The 20,423-nt window shown below is 67.7% G+C and carries 17 protein-coding genes; 14 read left to right on the top strand and 3 right to left on the bottom strand.

Annotation, left to right across the window (positions count from 1 at the left end; translation table 11 throughout):
• Positions 1-154 precede the first annotated feature (154 nt).
• From pstS (AC5P74_RS07525) to rnt, 11 genes are all read left to right on the top strand, one after another.
• The gene (gene pstS, locus AC5P74_RS07525; protein ID WP_005415897.1) at positions 155-1,171 is read left to right on the top strand and encodes a phosphate ABC transporter substrate-binding protein PstS; all 1,017 of its coding nucleotides are present in this window, start codon (positions 155-157) and stop codon (positions 1,169-1,171) included.
• A 408-nt stretch (positions 1,172-1,579) separates the two neighbouring features.
• Positions 1,580-2,668, top strand: coding sequence for a phosphate ABC transporter substrate-binding protein PstS (gene pstS, locus AC5P74_RS07520; RefSeq protein ID WP_346607985.1), 1,089 nt, complete (start codon positions 1,580-1,582; stop codon positions 2,666-2,668).
• 82 nt (positions 2,669-2,750) lie between these two features.
• Positions 2,751-3,719: a phosphate ABC transporter permease subunit PstC gene (gene pstC / locus AC5P74_RS07515; RefSeq protein ID WP_012479635.1), complete on the top strand. Its 969-nt coding sequence runs from the start codon at positions 2,751-2,753 to the stop codon at positions 3,717-3,719.
• The gene (gene pstA / locus AC5P74_RS07510; RefSeq protein ID WP_053499935.1) at positions 3,719-4,582 is read left to right on the top strand and encodes a phosphate ABC transporter permease PstA; all 864 of its coding nucleotides are present in this window, start codon (positions 3,719-3,721) and stop codon (positions 4,580-4,582) included. Before pstC ends, pstA begins: the two co-directional genes overlap by 1 nt.
• Before the next feature lie 19 nt (positions 4,583-4,601).
• Entirely contained in the window at positions 4,602-5,432 is an 831-nt protein-coding gene (pstB, locus tag AC5P74_RS07505; protein WP_005408788.1) for a phosphate ABC transporter ATP-binding protein PstB, read from the top strand.
• A 65-nt stretch (positions 5,433-5,497) separates the two neighbouring features.
• Entirely contained in the window at positions 5,498-6,205 is a 708-nt protein-coding gene (gene phoU / locus AC5P74_RS07500; RefSeq protein ID WP_171958387.1) for a phosphate signaling complex protein PhoU, read from the top strand.
• Positions 6,206-6,443: 238 nt separating this feature from the next.
• Positions 6,444-6,797 carry a hypothetical protein gene (locus tag AC5P74_RS07495; RefSeq protein ID WP_005415892.1) on the top strand — a complete coding sequence of 118 codons (354 nt, stop codon included), beginning with the start codon at positions 6,444-6,446 and terminating at the stop codon, positions 6,795-6,797.
• Positions 6,784-7,659, top strand: coding sequence for an HvfB family MNIO-type RiPP peptide maturase (locus AC5P74_RS07490; RefSeq protein WP_346607984.1), 876 nt, complete (start codon positions 6,784-6,786; stop codon positions 7,657-7,659). Before AC5P74_RS07495 ends, AC5P74_RS07490 begins: the two co-directional genes overlap by 14 nt.
• Complete coding sequence (locus tag AC5P74_RS07485; protein WP_012479632.1) at positions 7,652-8,407, top strand: HvfC family RiPP maturation protein; 756 nt, start codon at positions 7,652-7,654, stop codon at positions 8,405-8,407. Before AC5P74_RS07490 ends, AC5P74_RS07485 begins: the two co-directional genes overlap by 8 nt.
• Positions 8,408-8,432: 25 nt before the next feature.
• The gene (locus AC5P74_RS07480) at positions 8,433-8,954 is read left to right on the top strand and encodes an HvfX family Cu-binding RiPP maturation protein (RefSeq protein WP_206619704.1); all 522 of its coding nucleotides are present in this window, start codon (positions 8,433-8,435) and stop codon (positions 8,952-8,954) included.
• A 234-nt stretch (positions 8,955-9,188) separates the two neighbouring features.
• Positions 9,189-9,773, top strand: a complete 585-nt coding sequence (rnt, locus tag AC5P74_RS07475) for a ribonuclease T (protein WP_005408782.1) — start codon at positions 9,189-9,191, stop codon at positions 9,771-9,773.
• 420 nt (positions 9,774-10,193) lie between these two features.
• Here rnt and AC5P74_RS07470 read toward each other — a convergent pair whose 3' ends face one another.
• The 3 genes from AC5P74_RS07470 to AC5P74_RS07460 form a co-directional block, all read right to left on the bottom strand.
• Positions 10,194-13,220 carry a two-component regulator propeller domain-containing protein gene (locus tag AC5P74_RS07470; protein ID WP_346607982.1) on the bottom strand — a complete coding sequence of 1,009 codons (3,027 nt, stop codon included), beginning with the start codon at positions 13,218-13,220 and terminating at the stop codon, positions 10,194-10,196.
• Between the two features lie 176 nt (positions 13,221-13,396).
• Positions 13,397-14,806 carry an ATP-binding protein gene (locus AC5P74_RS07465; RefSeq protein WP_053499929.1) on the bottom strand — a complete coding sequence of 470 codons (1,410 nt, stop codon included), beginning with the start codon at positions 14,804-14,806 and terminating at the stop codon, positions 13,397-13,399.
• 6 nt (positions 14,807-14,812) lie between these two features.
• Entirely contained in the window at positions 14,813-15,541 is a 729-nt protein-coding gene (locus AC5P74_RS07460) for a response regulator (RefSeq protein ID WP_005415886.1), read from the bottom strand.
• 204 nt (positions 15,542-15,745) lie between these two features.
• Here AC5P74_RS07460 and AC5P74_RS07455 point away from each other — a divergent pair, with 204 nt between their 5' ends.
• The 3 genes from AC5P74_RS07455 to AC5P74_RS07445 are packed head-to-tail and all read left to right on the top strand — an operon-like array spanning position 15,746 to position 20,378.
• Positions 15,746-16,987, top strand: coding sequence for an efflux RND transporter periplasmic adaptor subunit (locus tag AC5P74_RS07455; protein WP_032954055.1), 1,242 nt, complete (start codon positions 15,746-15,748; stop codon positions 16,985-16,987).
• Positions 16,984-18,942: a MacB family efflux pump subunit gene (locus tag AC5P74_RS07450; RefSeq protein WP_053499927.1), complete on the top strand. Its 1,959-nt coding sequence runs from the start codon at positions 16,984-16,986 to the stop codon at positions 18,940-18,942. Before AC5P74_RS07455 ends, AC5P74_RS07450 begins: the two co-directional genes overlap by 4 nt.
• On the top strand, positions 18,939-20,378 hold the full coding sequence (locus tag AC5P74_RS07445; protein WP_329841676.1) for a TolC family protein: 1,440 nt from the start codon (positions 18,939-18,941) through the stop codon (positions 20,376-20,378). The genes AC5P74_RS07450 and AC5P74_RS07445 overlap by 4 nt, the downstream gene beginning before the upstream one ends.
• Positions 20,379-20,423: the final 45 nt, after the last annotated feature.

Raw genomic sequence — 20,423 nt, 5'->3', positions numbered from 1 at the left:
GTGCCGTCCTGCCGGTACAGCGGACGCGACATCCCTCATGACGCGTGTCACGCCCGCGTCATATGACAGACGCGGACGTGTCACGCAACCGTTATGGAATGTGCACCGAAACGTCGGGCAACCGCCCTTCGACCACCACCCCAGGAGTCTCCCCGTGATCCACGCCTTCAAATCGCGCGCCGCTGTCGCCATCCTGGCTGCATCGTCCGTGTTCGCCGCCAACGCCGCCGACATCACCGGCGCGGGCGCATCGTTCATCTACCCGGTCATGTCCAAGTGGTCGGCCGACTACAGCGCCGCAACCGGCAACAAGGTCAACTACCAGTCCATCGGTTCCGGCGGCGGCATTGCCCAGATCAAGGCCAAGACCGTTGATTTCGGCTCTTCCGATGCGCCGCTGAAGCCGGAAGACCTGGCTGCTGCAGGCCTGGCGCAGTTCCCGTCGGTGATCGGTGGCGTGGTGCCGGTGGTCAACGTGGCCGGCATCGCCCCGGGCGCCCTGAAGCTGGACGGCGCCGTGCTGGCCAACATCTTCCTGGGCAAGATCAAGACCTGGAACGACCCGGCCATCGCCGCACTGAACCCGGGCGTAACCCTGCCGAACGCCAAGGTCACCGTCGTGCATCGTTCGGACGGCTCGGGTACCACCTTCAACTTCGTCAACTACCTGTCCAAGGTCAGCCCGGAGTGGAAGAGCTCGGTCGGTGAAGGCACCTCGGTGCAGTGGCCGGCCGGCATCGGCGGCAAGGGCAACGAAGGTGTTGCCGCCTACGTGAAGCAGATCAAGGGCGGCATCGGCTATGTCGAACTGTCCTACGCGCTGCAGAACAAGCTCTCCTACACCGCGATGAAGAATGCCGCCGGCAAGTTCGTGCAGCCGAGCGACACCTCGTTCGCTGCCGCCGCTGCCAGCGCTGACTGGGCCAACGCCCGCGACTTCTACCTGGTGATGACCAATGCGCCGGGCGCCGAGTCCTGGCCGATCACCGCCACCAACTTCATCCTGGTGCAGAAGACGCCGAAGAATGCTGCCAATGGCAAGGCGACCCAGGAGTTCTTCCGCTGGGTCTACAAGAACGGCGACGCCCAGGCCCGCCAGCTGGACTACGTGCCGCTGCCGGACAGCCTGGTGCGCCAGATCGAGACCTACTGGTCGCAGAACCTGAAGTAAGCGCGTTCCCCCGCAGGAACGGGGGCGGCGGGTCCTCTCTCCCCCGCCGCTCCCACCCGGGCGCGAGTTCCTCGAGATCTCGCGCTCTTCTTGTTTTCGGGGATGCACCTGCCTCTGTAGAGCCGAGCCGACGCTCGGCTGCGCTCTGGAGCGTGCGGACCAACGGTCCGCACCTACCGTGGGCAAGGAGCTGTCGCGCATTGACGCTGCAAGGACCAACCCGCCGTCATATCGGTGCGCAGATCCGGGGTTTCCGGGCCCCGGCCGGATCGGCGCCAGCCCTGTGAAACCCTTGTCAGAACGTGATCCAGGACACCTCTGTCATGGTCGTAATACGGCTGTAACAAAAACATCATTTCATAGCCGCATCCGCCGACCACGTCGGCTCTTCCCCGCTATGGAGTGACCATGAAACTGCACTCGGCCGGCCTTGCCGCCCTTTCCCTGGCCATCGCCCTGGGCCTGTCGGCCTGCGGTGGCGACAAGCAGGCCGCGCAGCAGCCGGCTGCCGGCGCTGCCGCTGCCCCCGCCGCTGCCGGTGCCAAGGTGACCGCCGAAGTGTCCGGCGCGGGCGCGTCCTTCATCTTCCCGCTGGTCTCCAAGTGGTCGGCTGACTACAACGCCAGCACCGGCGCCAAGATCAACTACCAGTCGATCGGCTCCGGCGGCGGCATCGCCCAGATCAAGGCCGGGACCGTCGACTTCGGTTCGTCCGACAAGCCGCTGAGCAGCGAGGAGCTGGCCCAGGCCGGCCTGGCGCAGTTCCCGTCGGCCATCGGCGGCGTGGTGCCGGTGGTCAACATCGAAGGCCTGGAAGCCGGCAAGCTGCGCCTGAGCGGCGCCCTGCTGGCCGACATCTTCCTGGGCAAGGTCAAGACCTGGAACGACCCGGCGATCGTCGCCGCCAACCCGGGCGTGAAGCTGCCGGACGGCAAGATCACCCTGGTCCACCGTTCGGACGGTTCGGGCACCACCTTCAACTTCTCCAACTACCTGTCCAAGGTCAGCCCGGAGTGGAAGAGCAAGGTCGGCGAAGGCACCTCGGTGCAGTGGCCGGACGGCGTCGGTGGCAAGGGCAATGAAGGCGTTGCGTCCTACGTGAAGCAGATCAAGGGCTCGATCGGCTACGTCGAACTGGCTTATGCCCTGCAGAACGGCATGCCGTATACCGCCATGCAGAACGCCGCCGGCAACTGGGTCGAGCCGAGCGCGGAAACCTTCGCCGCTGCGGCCGCCAGCGCCGACTGGGCCAGCGCCAAGGACTTCAACCTGGTCATCACCAACGCCCCGGGCGAGCAGGCGTGGCCGATCACCGCCACCAACTTCATGCTGATGCAGAAGAAGCCGAAGGACGCCAAGCGCAACCAGGACACCCTGGCCTTCTTCAAGTGGGCCTTCGAGAACGGCCAGGCCCAGGCCAACGAGCTGCACTACGTGCCGCTGCCGGCCGAACTGGTCAAGCAGATCGAGGCCTACTGGGCGACCGACCTGAAGTGATGGACACGACGGTGCCCGCCCCGCGCGGGCACCGCCTCTTCCACGCCGTGCCGCCCCGCCCCTTCCTGGCCCAGCCGTCCCCATGAATGCCATCGCCCAGCCTGTAGCCGCCCCGTCCACGCGTGATGCGCGTGATGCCCGCAACGACAAACTGTTCCGATGGGTGCTGGTCGGCACCGTCATCTTCGTACTGATCGCCCTGGCCTGCGCCGCGCTGTCGATGCTGTGGGGCGGTCGCCATGCCCTGCAGATGCAGGGACTGAGCTTCTTCTTCTCCGCTGACTGGAATCCGGTCGAAAACAAGTTCGGCGCCCTGGCTCCGATCTACGGCACCCTGGTCACCGCTGTCATCGCGATGGTCATCGCCGTGCCGGTCAGCTTCGGCATCGCCTTCTTCCTCACCGAAGTCGCGCCGCGCTGGCTGCGTGGCCCGGTCGGTACCGCCATCGAACTGCTGGCCGGCATCCCCTCGATCATCTACGGCATGTGGGGCCTGTTCGTGCTGGTGCCGGTGATGACCGAGTACGTCACCCCGTTCCTCAACGAGACCCTGGGCGAATGGCCGGTCATCGGCCCGATGTTCCAGGGCCCGCCGCTGGGCATCGGCATGCTCACCGCCGGTTTCGTGCTGGCCATCATGGTCATTCCGTTCATTTCCTCGGTGATGCGCGAGGTGTTCCTGACCGTGCCCACCCGCCTGAAGGAATCGGCCTACGCGCTGGGCTCCACCAAGTGGGAAGTGAGCTGGGACATCGTCCTGCCCTACACCCGTTCGGCGGTCATCGGCGGCATCTTCCTCGGCCTGGGCCGCGCGCTGGGCGAAACGATGGCGGTGGCCTTCGTGATCGGCAACAGCGTGCGCCTGTCGCCGTCGCTGCTGGAACCGGGCACCACCATCGCCGCGCTGATCGCCAATGATTTCGGCGAAGCCACTGAAACCTATCGTTCGGCCCTGCTGCTGCTCGGCTTCGTCCTCTTCATCGTCACCTTCGTGGTGCTGGCCATCGCCCGCCTGATGCTGATGCGCCTGTCCCGCAAGGAGGGCAACTGATGTCCACCACCGCTGATTCGCTGTACCTGCGCCGCCGCATCGGCAACGTCGTTGCGATCACCGCGTCCTGCGCCACCGCCCTGTTCGGCCTGTTCTTCCTGGGCTGGATCCTGTTCACCCTGGCCTCCAAGGGCCTGGCCGGCATCAACTGGGATCTGTTCACCAAGATGACGCCGCCGCCGATGCAGGACGGCGGCCTCGCCAACGCCTTCTTCGGCAGTGCCGTGATGTGTGCACTGGCCATCGGCATCGGCACCCCGCTGGGCGTGCTGGCCGGTACCTGGCTGGCCGAGTATGGCAACGCCCGCAAGGTCGGCACCGTGGTCCGCTTCGTCAATGACATCCTGCTGTCGGCGCCGTCCATCGTGCTGGGCCTGTTCGTGTACACGCTGTACGTGATGCAGACCGGCGGCAACTTCTCGGCGTTCGCCGGTGCGCTGTCGCTGGCCTTCATCGTGCTGCCGGTGGTGGTGCGCACCACCGACGAAATGCTGCGCCTGGTGCCCTCGCAGATGCGCGAAGCGGCCCTGTCGCTGGGCATCCCGCAGTGGAAGGTGATCGTGCAGGTGCTGTACCGCAGTGCCTCGGCCGGCATCATCACCGGCATCCTGCTGGCGCTGGCCCGCATCTCCGGCGAGACCGCACCGCTGCTGTTCACCGCCTTCGGCAACCAGTACTGGAACAACAACATCTTCCAGCCGATGGCTTCGGTGCCGGTGGTGATGAACCAGTTCGCCGGCAGCCCGTATGAATCCTGGCAGGTACTGGCCTGGGCCGGTGCCCTGGTGCTGACTGTCTTCGTGCTGCTGGTCAGCCTTGCCGCCCGCGGCATCCTGCTGCGCAACCGTATCTCCCATGACTGACCTTTCCGTGGATAACGCCATGAACGACCTTTCCAACGCCGTGCCGATGCAGCGCATCGCCGTGCCGTCCTCGCACGAGAGCCTGCACACGCCGTCGCCGGTGAAGCTGGCTGCGCGTGGACTGGACTTCTACTACGACAAGTTCCACGCCCTGAAGGGCATCAACCTGGAAATCCCGGAAAAGCGCGTGACCGCGCTGATCGGTCCCTCCGGTTGCGGCAAGTCCACGCTGCTGCGCATCTTCAACCGCATCTATGCGCTGTACCCGAAGCTGGAGGCGCGCGGTGAAGTGCTGCTGGACGGCGAGAACATCCTGTCGCCGAAGTACCCGATGAACCGCCTGCGCAGCAAGGTCGGCATGGTGTTCCAGAAGCCGGTGCCGTTCCCGATGACCATCTTCGAGAACGTGGCCTACGGCATCCGCCACCACGAGAAGCTGAGCAAGGCCGACATGGCCGACCGCGTCGAGCAGGCACTGCGCCAGGGCGCACTGTGGGACGAAGTGAAGGACAAGCTGGGGCAGAGCGCACTGGGCCTGTCCGGTGGCCAGCAGCAGCGCCTGTGCATCGCCCGTGCCGTGGCCCTGCGCCCGTCGGTGCTGCTGCTGGACGAGCCGACCTCGGCGCTGGACCCGATCTCGACCAGCCGCATCGAGCAGCTGGTGGAAGAACTCAAGCACGAGTACACGATCGTGATCGTCACCCACAACATGCAGCAGGCTGCGCGCGTGTCCGACTACACCGCCTTCATGTACCTGGGCGACCTGATCGAGCACGACCGCACCGAAGTGATCTTCTCGCAGCCGTCGCAGCGGCAGACCGAGGACTACATCACCGGTCGCTTCGGCTGATCGACGCTGATCCTTCGCCACATGTTCCAGCCAGGCATGGCCTGGCTCTACCCGGATTGCAGACCATGAATCTTCCCAACGACCACATCGTCAAGAGCTACGACGAGGAGCAGCAGCGCCTGGTGGCCGAAATCGTGCGCATGGGCGAGATGGCCGTCGCCCAGCTCGAAGCGGCGATGGACGTGATCGAGAAGCGCGACGAGAACGCCGCCCATCGCATCATCGCCAACGACGAAGCGATCGACGCGCTTGAGCAGCAGATCAGCCACGACGTGATGCGCCTGGCACTGCGTGGGCCGATGGCGCGCGACCTGCGCGAGATCCTGGCGGGCCTGCGCATCCCGGCCGACATCGAACGCATCGGCGACTATGCGGCCAACGTCGCCAAGCGCTCGATCGCGCTGGGCAAGGTGCCGCCGCTGCCGCAGATCCAGGGCCTGCGTGCGCTGGGCCGCCTGGCCGCGCAGCAGGTGCGTCGTGCCATCGCTGCCTACCGCGACAACGACGCCGATGCCGCGCTGGAACTGCGCCAGGACGACGCCCGCCTGGACGCGCAGTACACCGCGCTGTTCCGCGAGCTGCTGACGTACATGATGGAAGACCCGCGCAACATCACCCCGTGCACCCACCTGCTGTTCATGGCCAAGAACCTGGAGCGCGTGGGCGATCACGCCACCAACATCGCCGAGAACGTGTGGTTCCTGGTGCACGGCGAGCAGCCGCTGCCACCGCGTGAAAAGCGCGACGAGACCTCCAGCACCGGCCAGCCCTGACGCTGCACTGCAACACCGGAGTCGACTCCAAGGTGGCCGCTGTCCTGTGACAGCGGCCTTTCTTTTTTTGCGGTGTTCCACCCGCGTTGTGGGCGCCGTGCTTGCCCGGCGCAGACCTTCCGGATGCTTCTGTAACAAATCTCACGAAAATTTGAGTTCTTGGCGAGGATTCGTTGAGTAGGATCGCTGCACCATCGATTCACCCCGGGCACCTGCCCACCACCCAGGAGTAAGACCGATGAGCAGTTCCAACAAGACCCTGTCCCTGCTGACCGCTACCGCCCTGGCCGCCGGCCTGGGCATGACCGCCAGTGCCTCGGCCCTGAGCATGAGCGACCTCGCCCAGGGCTACCTGGTGGCCGGCCAGGCGGCCAAGGCCAGCACCGATGCCAAAGCCGCCGATAACAAGATGGCCGCTGACGCGACCAAGCACGCCGAAGGCAAGTGCGGCGCCGACGGCAAGAGCGGCGAAGGCAAGTGCGGCGCCGACAAGGGCAAGGCTGCCGGCGCAGCGGGCGCCAAGGCCAAGGCCGGCGACACGAAGTCGGCTGAAGGCAAGTGCGGCGAAGGCAAGTGCGGTGGCAAGCACTGACGCCCGCGCCAGCCTCGTCCACCCGCGGTCGCCGCTTCGTGCGGCGGCCGCCGGGTTGGGCCTGCGCCGGGCGCTGCTGCAGGACCTGCGTGACGCCCCGGAAGGCGACTTCGACTTCCTCGAATGCGCACCGGAGAACTGGATCCATGTCGGCGGCCCGGCCGGTGATGCCCTGGCCGAACTGGCGCAGCGCCATCCGCTGAGCTGCCACGGCCTGTCGCTGTCGCTGGGCGGCAGTGCACCGCTGGATACCCAGCTGCTGGAACAGGTCGGCCGGTTCCTCGACAAGCACCGCGTGCCGCTGTACAGCGAGCACCTGAGCTACTGCAGCGACGACGGCCACCTGTACGACCTGCTGCCGATTCCCTTTACCGACGAAGCCGTGCGCCATACCGCCGCGCGCATCCGCAAGGTGCAGGACCTGCTCGGCCGCCGTATCGCGGTGGAGAACGTGTCCTACTACCTGGCACCCGCGCCAGCGATGGACGAACTGGCCTTCACCAATGCGGTGCTTGCCGAAGCCGACTGCGACCTGCTGCTGGACGTCAACAATGTCTACGTCAACGCCTGCAACCACGGCTACGATGCCGATGCCTTCATCGCCGGCCTGCCTGCACGGCGCATCGTCTGCCTGCACGTGGCCGGGCACCTGGACGAGGCACCCGACCTGAAGATCGATACCCACGGCAGCGCGGTGATCGATCCGGTCTGGGCGCTGCTGGCGCGTACCTATGCACGCATCGGCCCGCGTCCCACCCTGCTCGAACGCGATTTCAATTTCCCGCCGTATGCAGAACTGCAGGGCGAACTGCAGACCATCCGCCGCCTGCAGGCCACACATGCCGGGGCGGCACATGGCTGATTCCGCCGACACCCTGCGCGCGCAGCAGCACGCGTTCACCGCGCACCTGCGCAACCCGCAGGCGGTACCCGCACCGGCCGGACTGGAGCCACGCCGGGTCGCGGTATATCGGCACCTGCTGTTCAACAACCTGCTCGGCCTGTTGAGCAACGGTTTCCCGGTCTGCGTGCGCCTGCTTGGCGAACCGGCCTGGAGCGCCCTGGTGCGCCACTACTTCGCCACCCATCGCTGCCAGACACCGCTGTTCACCGAACTGGCCGCCGAGTTCGTGCAGTGGCTGCAGGCGCAGCCGCAGCTGCCGCACCCGGCGCTGGCCGAACTGGCCCACTACGAGTGGGTGGAAACCGCGCTGTACCAGCTGCAGGCCGAACCGCTTCCTGCGCCTGGCGATACTGATCCACTTCGGGTGCCGCTGCGGCGTTCGCCGCTGGCGTGGCCGCTGCTGTACCAATGGCCGGTGCACCGTCTCGGTGCAGAGGATGCGCCGACCCAGCCCCTTCCAGAACCCACCGGCCTGCTGGTCCGCCGCGAAGCCGACGGTGAAGTGCGATTCGCCGCGCTCAGCCCGCTGGCGGTACACCTGCTGGCGAGCATCGGCGAACGGCCCGGCCTGGAAGGACAGACGTACCTGCAGCAGCTGGCCACCTCGCACGGGCTGGCCGAGGACGTACTGGCCGAGCCCGGTGCCGCACTGCTGCTGCAGTTCCTGCAGGCCGGCGTGATCGGCCCGCTCGCCCCCCCGCCCTGACGCCTCTTCCACTGGAGATCCAACGATGAACCTGCCGCTCCTGGCCGCCGCGCGCGGCCGGCTGGACCGTCTCGCCCCCTGGTTGGCGCCGCTGGGCCTGCGCGTGCTGCTGGCCTGGGAATACTTCGAATCCGGCCGTGAGAAGCTGCACGGCCAGAACTGGTTCGCCGACCTGCAGGACGCCTTCCCGTTCCCGTTCAACCAACTGCCTGCTGCGCTGAACTGGCAGTTGGCCACCTGGTTCGAACTGGTCGGCGCGGCCTGCCTGCTGTTTGGTTTCGGTACCCGTTTCGCCGCCGCCAGCCTGCTGGTGCTGACCGTGGTGGCGACCTATGCGGTGCATTGGCCGATGCAATGGAATTCGCTGGGTGACCTCGCGATGGGGTATGCCATCAGCGACCAGGGCTACGGCAACTTCAAGCTGCCGGTGCTGTTCATGGCCATGCTGCTGCCGCTGATCTTCACTGGCGCCGGCAAGCTGAGCGTGGACGCCTGGTTGGCCCGGTGGCAGCCATCGGTCACGACGGCACGGCCTGCGGTGCGCTAGATGCCGACCGGGGTTGGCGCGCCGTGTGCCAACCAAGGTTGGCACCTACCGGAATCCAGAGCGTGCGGTGCCCGGTAGGTGTCGACCTTGGTCGACACACGCCCACGCAGGGAGCCCATGCACAGAAAGCTGGCCGGGCGCTCAGGGTCGCTCTGCTAGAATTCACGCATGACTGACTCCCCCTCCGCACCTGCCGCCGCTCCCGATTCCGCAGTACCCCAGGCGCAGCGCGCGATGTCACAACGCTTCCGCGGCTTCCTGCCGGTGGTGGTGGATGTGGAAACCGGCGGCTTCGACAGCCAGCGCAATGCGCTGCTGGAAATCGCTGCGGTGCCGATCGAGATGGACGAGAACGGCCTGCTCTACCCCGGCCAGACCGCCAGTGCCCACGTGGTCCCGGCCGAGGGCCTGGAGATCGACCCGAAGTCGCTGGAAGTGACCGGCATCATCCTCGACCACCCGTTCCGGCTGGCCAAGGAAGAAAAAGCGGCGTTGGACCACATCTTCACTCCGGTGCGTGCGGCGATGAAGAAGTACGGCTGCCAGCGCGCGATCCTGGTGGGCCACAACGCCCATTTCGACCTCGGCTTCGTCAACGCGGCCGTGGCCCGCACCGGCCACAAGCGCAACCCATTCCACCCGTTCAGCGTGTTCGACACGGTCACCCTGGCCGGTATCGCCTATGGCCAGACCGTGCTGGCGCGTGCGGCCACCGCCGCCGGGCTGGGTTGGGATGCCAACGAGGCACACAGCGCGGTGTATGACACCGAGCAGACCGCGCGGCTGTTCTGCACCATCGCCAACGCCTGGCCGCGCTAACGCAGCCAACGGCGGAGCCCCTCGTGGCGGGCTGACAGCGATTCCTGGTAGGGCCGGGCGGGTGGACTGCGCAGGGGACGCTGCAAGTACGTCCCTGTAAGCTCGGTCGCCGCTTGCTCGTGTGCGCTGTCCTGCGCACACGGCAAGACCGGGGTTGGGCATCCGGCCCAACCCGCCCGAGGCATGCCTCAGGCCCATGCGGCTCACGCCCCTGCGCAGCCCACCCGCCCGGCCACGGACAGTTTCCAGCGAGCGCCACGGAAAGATCAGAAAAAGCGGGAGCAACAGCGGGTCGCTGCGCTCGTTGGGGGCTGCCGCTCACTTCTGTGGTGGATCACTTCTCTGCTGGATGCCGACCGTTGGTCGGCACCGCCGGTTGGTAGGGCAACACCAGTGGATCCACGCCATGCGTGGATGCGATCAACCAATACTCGTGCGATCGCGGCCGTCGCTCTTGGCGCGGTACAGCGCGCGGTCGGCGCGCTGGCACAGCAGCGCCGGGGTGCGGTCGTCGGCATCCAGCTCTACCAGGCCCGCACTGAAGGTCACACGCAGGCCCGCCACGCCGGCCCAATCGGGATGGTCATGGAACAGGCCACGCAGGCGCGCGCACAGCTGTGCGGCTTCCTCCAGGCGGGTGTCGTTGAGCAGCAGCGCGAACTCTTCGCCGCCGGTGCGCGCCGGCAGGTCGGAGTCGCGGCAGGCCGCTGCGATCAGTGACGCCACCTGCACCAGCACGGCATCGCCGATGCTGTGGCTGTGGCGGTCGTTGACCTCCTTGAAGTGATCGATGTCGAGCACCACCAGGCACAGCGGATGACCACTGCGCTGGGACCGGGCGAAGTCACGCGCCAGCGTTTCGTCGAAGGCGCGGCGATTAGCCAGGCCGGTCAGCACATCCTCGCGGGCCTGGCGCTCGAAGGCTTCGGCCTGGCGCGCCAGGCGCTCGGCCAGTTCGGTCTTTTCCTGGTTCAGCGCCTGCAGGTGCACCGTCTTGGCCTGCAGGTCGAAGGTCGCTTCGTCCACCCGCCGTGCCAGGCGCAGGTTGCTGGCCTTCAGCTGCTGCAGCAGCAGCCGGTACAGCGCCACCAGTCCAGTCAGCAGCAGCATCCCCGACAGCACCTGCACGCTGCGGCGCTGCCACCAGAACGGTTCCACGGTGAAGCTCCACACCGCCTCCTGTTGGCCCCAGCTGCCGCCGGGATGGGCGGCCGCCACATGCAGGGTGTAGTCGCCCGGCGGCAGGCCGACGAACTCAACGCTGCGCTGCGGGCCGCGCTCGACCCAGCCGGCATCCAGCCCGTCCAGCCGCGTGCGGTAGCGGATCCGGTCGGACATCAGGTAGCTCAGGCCGACATAGCTCACCGCCAACCGGCGCCCCCCGGGAATGTGGTTGCGATCTCGCCCTTCCCAATGCACCGGCGCCCCATCCACCTGCACGCTCTCGATCGCGGCCGGCGGCGATGGCCGCTCGCGGAAACGCTGCAGGCGCTGCGGGTCGACCGTGCTCAGGCCGCCGGCAGTGACCACCCAGAACGTGCCGTCCTGGCGCAGGATCGCCGATGGGCTGGAGCTGCCGTTGGCCTGTGCATTGGCCATGCCGTCGATCTCGTTGTAGCGCTCCACCCCCACCCGCGGCGTGCGGCCATCGGCCACGGCGTTGAGGGTGGCCATGTCGGTGCGCAACACGCCGCGATTGCTGCTGATCCACACATTGCCAAGGCGATCCGGCACCAGCTGGAACACCGCATCCACCGGCATGCCCTGCTCCAGGCCGACCCGCGCCAGCGCACCGTTGCGCCAACGGTACAGGCCACGATCACTGCTGATCCACATCGCGTCGCCCAGCTGGTGGAAGCCGAACACGCTGCGGCCACCGCCCAGCGGCGCCAGGTCGATCGACTGCACGTGGTCGCCGCGCAGCACGCGGATACCTTCGATGGTGCCGATCCACAGGTTGCCCTGATGGTCATGCTCAAGCGCGGTGATCAGGCCGCCGGGCATGCCCGGCACGTTCGAGACCTGCACATGGTCGCCGTCGATGCGCACCACGCCCTTCTGCGTGCCGGCCCAGACCACGCCCTGGGAATCAACGCTGATCGCACGGATGTTGCCACCCGGCATGCCGTCGGCTGCCGCGTAGTTGTGGCGCAGGTGGCCGTCACGGCCCAGCCGGTAGACCCCATCGCCGAAGGTTCCGACCCACAGGTCACCGTCCGGCCCCTGTGCCAGGCTCAGCACCGAAGGTGCCTTGCCGCCGCGGTTGTGCAGCGGCATCGCCCGGAAACGGCCGTCTGCGGTCCGCATGTCAAGCCCGCTGGCGCTGCCGACCCACAGCTGGCGATCGCGATCCTCGAATACCGTGCGCACGTAATCGCCACTGAGCCCATCGCGCTCGGTGTAGCTGCTGAACAGTGTTTCGCGCAGGCGATAGAGCCCGCCGTTGGCGCCCACCCAGATGCTGCCTTCGGCATCCTCGCGCAGGCTGACCACGCGTCCGCCCGGCAGGTTCAGACCGGCCGGCAGTCGCTCCAGGCCATGTGCGGAGATGCGCAGCAGGCCCTGGTTCTCGGTGCCCAGCCACAGGTCACCGTGCCGGTCCTGCAGCATCGAGGTCATGTGCAGCTGGCCCGGCAGGCGGTGCACCAGCACCAGCTGGTCGTCCTGCACCCGGTACAGGCGCTCACCGGCGACGATCCACAACGCGCCATCCGGCGCGCGGTAGGGCCACGACAGGCCACTGCCGGCACCCAGCCCCCATGCGGCGGGGGCGCGCTTGAGCACGCCATCGTTGTCGCGCAGCACCAGCCCGTCCAGCGTACCGACCCAGACCCGGTCCTGCGCATCGACCACCAGCCTGGTGAAGCTCATCGCCATCGGCAGGTCCGCCGCCGGCGCCTGGTAGACAATGCCGCTGTCCGGCGTCAGGTAGCCGATGCCCTTGCCTTCGTACAGCAGCCACAGCCGCCCCTGGCTGTCCATCTGCATGGACTGGATCAGCACCTGCGGCGTATCGGCCTGGTGCTCCCACACCCGCCATTGGCCATCACTGCCACGGTGGCTGACGTTGCCGCGCGAATCACTGATCCACAGTCCGCCCTGGCGGTCGACGAACAGGGCGCCGATGCCGTTGTCGCGCAGGCCCGGGCGCGTGCTGCGGTCGAACACGGTGAAATCCAGGCCGTTGTAGCGCACCAGCCCTTCCCAGGTGGCGAACCAGAGATGGCCTTCCGGCGTCTGCGCGATGTCGCGCAGCGAGTTGTGCGGCAGGCCGTTGCGCGAGGTCCATACATCGATGGCGTAGTCGCGCAGCGGGGGCGCGCCTTCCTGCGCAGCCAACGGCAGCGCAAGGGCCAGCAGCAGCCACAACAGGCCCTGCCGCAGTGCCCGCCTGAATCCTGATGCGCGGCGCTCCACCCAGCGCCTCTTGTCCCCCTGCCCGCCCATCACCGCAGCGGCGGCGGCCAGGTGCGGCTGCAGGACGCGGCAGCGTGCGGGAACAGCCGGGCAGCGTGCAATGGCATGCCGGCAGGAACGGGCTGGCTCATCGGGGGGAGACTGGGGAGATGCGCAGATGATAGGCCAAACTCCGGCCCCGGCGTCACCGTCCGCAGCGCGCCGACTCAGCCGGCGCGGCCGGGCGCCACCACCTGGGCACTGGCCGGCCACTGCACCACCGCCTCCAGGCCACCTTCGGCCCGGTTGCGCAGCCACAGCCGGGCACCGTCCTTCTCGGCCAGGGCGCGCGCGATGGTCAGGCCCAGGCCGGCCCCGCCGGTTTCGCGCGAACGCGAGGTCTCCACCCGCACGAACGGATCGAACACCGCCTCCAGCTGCTCTTCGGCCAGGCCCGGGCCGTCATCGGCCACCACCACGGTAATCGCACCGCCGCTGCGCTCAACCCGCACCCGGGCCCGCTGCGCGTACATCACCGCGTTGTCCACCAGGTTGGAGAACAGCCGGTGCATGGCCAACGGACGCAACATCAGCACCGAACCACTGCCCCCTTCGAAGACCACATCACCGCCGCCTTCGGCGGCGTCCTCGACAATGCTCTCCAGCAGCGAATCCAGGTCCAGTGCGGCGCGCTGCTCGGCACTCTCGGCGCTGCGCGCCAGTTCCAGGCCCTCGCGCACCAGCGCCTGCATCGCCGCCAGGTCGCCGATCAGGCGCTCACGCAGGGCCTCGTCGCTGACATTCTCCAGGCGCAGGCGCAGCCGTGTCAGCGGCGTCTGCAGGTCGTGGGTGATCGCCGCCAGCATCTGCGTGCGTTCGGCCAGGTGCCGCTGCAGGCGGTGCTGCATGGCGTTGAAGGCTTCGGCGGCACGCTGCACTTCGCGCGGCCCGCGCAGTGGCAACGGGTCGCGCTGCAGGTCATCGCCAAGGTCTTCTGCGGCTGCGGCCAGTTCCTGCAGCGGCGCGCTGGCCATGCGCGCGACGATATAGGCCAGCACGGCAATCGCCAGCACCAGCAGGGTCAGGAACCATGGGTCCACGGCGAGGATGCCGTTGTGCGCCACTGCCGGCGAGTCCAGCGCCAGCTTCAGCAGCGTGCCGTCGTTGAGGGTCACGTCCACCGCGCGGCATTTGGGCGGGATGAACGCGGGGTCGCGTTCGCGCGGCGGCCGCCGGTGGCCCGGCGGCGGCGGCGGCAGCAGCTCCTGCAGTTTGGGAATGCAGGAGCGGAACGAAGCGAAGTGCACGTGCGCGCGCGACACCGGCCCGGGGCGGTCTTCCAGCACTTCCATCAGCGCCGTGTCGGCACGCCCCAGGCGTGCGCCCGGCTGCAGCGCGCGCACGCTCGGCCCGCCGATCGCCAGCAGGCGCTCGCGCAGCTCCGGATTGCCGTCCAGCAGGTTGACGTAGCCCTGCAGGCGGTCGGCGATGCGGTTCAGGTTCTGCCGCTCGAACTCCTGCTGGCGCTTGGAGGTGGCCAGCATGGTCGCGCCGATCGCAGCCACCGCCATGCCCAGCAGCAGGATCACGAACAACCGCCCGACCATCGAGGACAGGAAATGGCGCAGGCGCTTCATCGCGGTCTATTCCAGGTTGACCGACGAGGCCAGCACGTAGCCTTCGTTGCGAACGGTCTTGATCAGTCCATCCGGGCCACCATCGTCGCCCAGCTTGTTGCGCAGGCGGCTGACCTGCAGGTCGATCGCGCGGTCCTGAGCCTCGTAGTTGCGGCCGCTGCTGAGCGCGACCAGCTGCTCGCGCGACAGCACCTTGTTGGCGTGGGCGATGAACACCCGCAGCAGGCGGAACTCGGCGCCGGACAGCACCACCACGCGGCCATCCGGATCGACCAGGTGGCGATGCTCGAGGTCGAATACCCAGCGCGAGAAACGCGCGCGGCGTACCGCCAGTGGTTCCAGGTTGGCCGGCAGCGCCTCGGTCCGGCGCAGCACGTTGCGGATGCGCGCCAGCAGCTCGCGCGGCTCGAACGGCTTGGCCAGGTAGTCGTCGGCGCCCATTTCCAGGCCCAGCACGCGGTCGATCGGCTCGGCCCGCGCGGTCAGCATGATCACCGGCGTGTTCGAACGTGCACGCAGGTCACGGCACAGGGTCAGACCATCCTCGCGCGGCAGGTTGAGGTCCAGCACGATCAGGTCCACGTGCTCGCGGTCCAGCAGTTGGCGCATGGCGGTGCCATCGGCCGCAGTGCTCACCTGGTAGCCGGCGCGGCCGAGCTGCTCGGCCAGCAGCGTGCGGATGTCGTTGTCGTCGTCGACGATCAGCAGTCGATGCATCGGGTTTTCAGTCTCCATGTCGCGATCATCCCGTGTCGGCAGCTGAACCGCATCCGGGGCAATGCGTACCAGTGTATCCACCCACGGGCGGGATACCTGTGGTTACGCCTGTTCACCGACAGTGTTACATACGGACATACCCCGAGGATTGAGCCGTCCATCGCCCGGTCTTCACAATGCCCACCAACGCCGCCCTCGCGGCCTCGAGAGTGAAGCCACGACGTGACGTTCCGCCTGCTGCCAGCGACCCGCCGGAGTCGCCTGATGCTGATCGCCCTGCTCGCCCTGATCGTCGCCGCGACCGCCTGGTGGCTGCTGCGCAAGCCCGCCGCCCCGGCGGTGGCAACCTCGCCGGTCAGCCGCGGTGACATCGAACAAACGGTGGATGCCACCGGCGTGATCGACGCCTACAAGCTGGTCAGCGTCGGCGCGCAGGCCTCGGGCCAGATCAAATCGCTGAAGGTACAGCTGGGCGACACCGTGAAGGAAGGCGACCTGATCGCCGAGATCGATGCCACCACCCAGCAGAACCAGGTGCTCAACGCGCAGGCCTCGCTGGACCAGGTCACCGCCCAGCGCGCCGTGCAGCAGGCCACCCTGCGCCAGGCCGAACTGGAGTTCGCGCGCCAGCAGCAGATGCTGGCCGCCGAGGCCACCTCGCGCCAGGAATACGATGCCGCCGAAGCGCAGCTGAAGACCGCCCGTGCCCAGCTGCAGTCCTACGAGGCGCAGATCAAGGGCCGCGAAACCGAGCTGGGCACCGCCCGCGCCAACCTGGCCTACACCCGCATCACCGCGCCGATGGACGGCACCGTGGTCGCGGTGGTGGCCGAGGAAGGCCGTACCGTGAACGCCAACCAGACCGCACCGACCATCGTCATGCTGGCGCGGCTGGACGTGGTCACCGTCAATGCCGAGATCTCCGAGGCCGACGTGGTCAAGATCAAGCCCGGCATGCCGGTGTACTTCACCACCCTGGGCGACCCGGACCGCAAGTATCACGCCACGCTGCGCCAGATCAATCCGGCGCCGGCCTCGATCGCCAACGAGAATTCGTCCAGCTCCAGCAGCTCCTCCAGCTCCAGCTCCAGCAGCGCGGTCTACTACAACGCGCTGTTTGATGTGGAAAACCCGGACGGCACGCTGCGCATCGACATGACCGCGCAGGTCTCGGTACTGCTCAAGCAGGCCAAGGGCGTGCTGATGGTGCCGGCGGTGGCACTGGGACCGAAGCGCCGTGGCGATGAGCGGATGGTGCGGGTGCTGGACGAGAAGGGCCAGCCGCAGCCGCGCAAGGTCACCGTCGGCATCAACAACGGCGCCTCGGCCGAGATCCTGTCCGGCTTGAAGGAAGGCGAGCGCGTGGTGGTCGGCGAAGCCGGTGCGGCCGGTGCCAGCGCCGGCGGCGGCAACCGCGGCGGCATGCAGATGCGGGTCGGCGGCCCGGGCATGGGGCGCCGATGAGCACGACGGCGCCGCTGCTGCGGCTGCGCGACCTGCGACGTGAATTCCCGGCCGGCGACGATGTGATCGCCGTGCTGCGCGACGTCCATCTCGACATCCACGCCGGCGAGATGGTCGCCATCGTCGGCCAGTCCGGCTCGGGCAAGTCGACGCTGATGAACATCCTCGGCTGCCTCGACCGTCCCACCCGCGGCAGCTACCAGGTGGCCGGCCGCGAAACCGGAAAGATGGAGCCGGACGAACTGGCCGAACTGCGCCGCGAGCATTTTGGTTTCATCTTCCAGCGCTACCACCTGCTCGGCGACCTCGACGCGCGCGGCAATGTGGAAGTGCCGGCGGTGTATGCCGGCAGTCCCGGCCCGGTGCGCAACGCGCGTGCCGAGCAACTGCTGCAGCGGCTGGGCCTGGGCGACCGCATGCATCACAAGCCAGGCCAGCTTTCCGGTGGCCAGCAGCAGCGCGTGTCGATCGCACGCGCCCTGATGAACGGCGGCGAGGTGATCCTGGCCGACGAACCAACAGGCGCGCTCGATACGAAATCCGGTGAGGAAGTGATGGCGATCCTCGGCGAACTGCATGCCGAAGGCCACACCATCATCATCGTCACCCACGACATGAGCGTGGCCCAGCACGCACAGCGCATCATCGAGATCCGCGATGGCGAGATCATTGCCGACCGCGCCAATCCGGATGCGCCGAGTTACCGCGCCCAGCGCGAAGCCAGTACCGGCGTCGCCCACGGCAATAGCTGGCGGGCGGCCCGCGACCGCTTCACCGAAGCGTTCCGGATGGCGCTGCTGGCGATGAACGCCCATCGCCTGCGCACCTTCCTGACCATGCTCGGCATCATCATCGGCATCGCCTCGGTGGTCTCGGTGGTGGCGCTGGGCAATGGCTCGCAGCAGCAGATCCTGCAGAACATCAGCGCGCTCGGCACCAACACCATCGACGTCTATCCCGGCCGTGGTTTCGGCGACATGCGCTCGGCCCGGGTGCAGACGCTCAAGGCCAGCGATGCCGATGCACTGGCAAAGCAGAGCTATGTGGACAGCGCCACCCCCAGCGTATCGACCTCGGTGACCGCGCGTTATCGCAACCAGTCGTCGACCGCCCAGGTCAGCGGCGTCGGCGAGCAGTTCTTCCGGGTCAAGGGGGTAACCCTGCTCAGCGGCAGCTTCTTCGATGCCGATGCCGTGAGGGGCCTCGGCCAGGTAGCGGTGATCGACGAAAACACCCAGACCCAGTTCTTCCCCGATGTCGACCCGGTCGGCCAGGTGATCCTGCTCGGCAACGTGCCGGCGCGCGTGGTCGGCGTGGCCAAGCGCCAGAGTTTCGGCTTCGGTGGCAGCACCAGCCTCAGCGTCTGGGTGCCCTACACCACGGTGATGTCGCGCATGCTCGGCCAGAGCCATGTCTCCAGCATCACCGTGCGCGTGGACGACAACACACCGATGGATGCCGCTCAGGAAGCGATCACCCGCCTGCTGACGATGCGCCACGGCACCGAGGATTTCTTCCTCAGCAACAGCGCGGAGATCCGCGACACCATCGAGCAGACCACGCGCACGATGACCCTGCTGATCGGTGCCATCGCCGCCATCGCGCTGCTGGTCGGCGGCATCGGCGTGATGAACATCATGCTGGTGTCGGTGACCGAGCGCACCCGAGAGATCGGGGTGCGCATGGCCGTTGGTGCACGACAAAGTGATATCCGCCAGCAGTTCCTGATCGAAGCGGTGCTGGTTTGCCTGCTCGGTGGCGTGCTCGGCATCGGCCTGGCCCTGCTGCTGGGCTCGATGATCGGCCGCTTCGCCAGCGACTTCCAGGTGCTGTTCTCCACCGCCTCGATCATTGCCGCCTTCGCCTGCTCGACCCTGATCGGCGTGGCATTCGGCTTCCTGCCCGCGCGCAATGCCGCGCAGCTTGACCCGGTAGAGGCCCTGGCACGCGAATGAAGATGATGAACCGACTGCCCTTCCCCGCCCCTTCGCGCCGGCTGCTGGCGGGTGCCGTTCTGCTCGCCCTGTCTGGCTGCGCTTCTGTCGGCCGCTATCCGGTGGCCGATCCCGATGTGGCGGCCCAGTATGGGCGTGGCGATGCCACCCTCAACGCACCGGCCGACGACCCGCGCAGCAGCCTGGACACACCGGGCCACGACATCCGCCAGGACACCTGGTGGACCGGCTTCGGCGATGAACGCCTGGACCGCCTGGTGGCGCAGGCGCTGGCCGCCAACAGCGACCTGGCCGCCGCCGGCCTGGCCGTGCAGCGTTCGCGCCTGCAGGCCGGCCTGGCCAGCAACGCGCTGTGGCCGCAGCCTTCGTCATCGGGCGTCAGCGGCAATGCCAGCCGCGCCACCGACCAGGCCGACGACTGGCGCCGCAGCTACTCCACCGGCGTTTCGCTGGGCTGGGAGGTCGATCTGTGGGGACGCCTGCGGACCCAGCGCGACATCGCCCGCTGGGAAGCCGAAGCCAGCGAGGAAGACCGGCAGAATACCGCCCTGCTGGTGATCAGCGACACCATCACCCAGTACTGGAACCTGGCCTACCTGAACCAGTCGATCGCCACCGGCCAGGCCAACCTGGAGCGGCTGGAGCGCACCCGCGAACTGGTGCAGGCCCGCTTCGACGCCGGTGCGGTATCGCGTCTGGAAGTGCGCCAGGCGCTGCAGAACCTGCAATCGCAGCGCGCCTCGCAGAGCGCGCTGGAACAGCAGCGGGTGGAGGTGCGCAACGCACTGACCGTGCTGCTGGACGGCACGCCCTGGCCCCAGCAGGACGAACCTCAGGACCTGCTGGGCGCACGCAGCCCGCGCATTGTCGAGGGGCTGCCGGCCGACCTGCTCGGCCGCCGCCCCGACCTGCGTGCGGCAGAACTCCGCCTGCGCAACAGCCTGAAGACCATCAAGGTCACCGCCACCCAGTACTACCCGGCGCTGAGCCTGACCGGCAGCCTCGGTTCCAGTGCGACCTCGCTGGGCGATGTACTGCGCAATCCGGTGGCCACGCTGGGTGCCGGCCTTTCGCTGCCATTCCTCAACCTGCAGCGCGCGCAGCTGGATACCGATATCGCCGGCACCAGCTATCAGATCGCCGCGACCAATTTCCGCAAGACGCTGTACACCGCGCTCTCGGAAGTGGACAACGCACTGTCCGCGCGCGAGCAGCTGGCGCGCCAGGTCGCTGCCTCGCAGGCTTCGTACGAGGAAGCGGTGGAAGTGGAGCGCGCGCAGGAAGTGCGTTATCGCGTGGGTGCTACCGATCTGCGCACCTGGCTGGAAGCCCAGCAGACCCGGCGCGATGCAGAGTTGTCGCTGGCGCGCGTGCGCCAGGGCCAGCTGAACAACGACGTGACCCTGTTCAAGGCACTGGGTGGCAGCGCGGGCTGAGGCCTTCTGTAGAGCCGAGCCCATGCTCGGCTGCTTTTCGTCTGA

The organism is Stenotrophomonas sp. YJH_SMC_94-11, from assembly GCF_059370435.1.
Note: the sequence above shows the minus strand (reverse complement) of the source record. Positions and strands in the feature narration are given on the sequence as shown.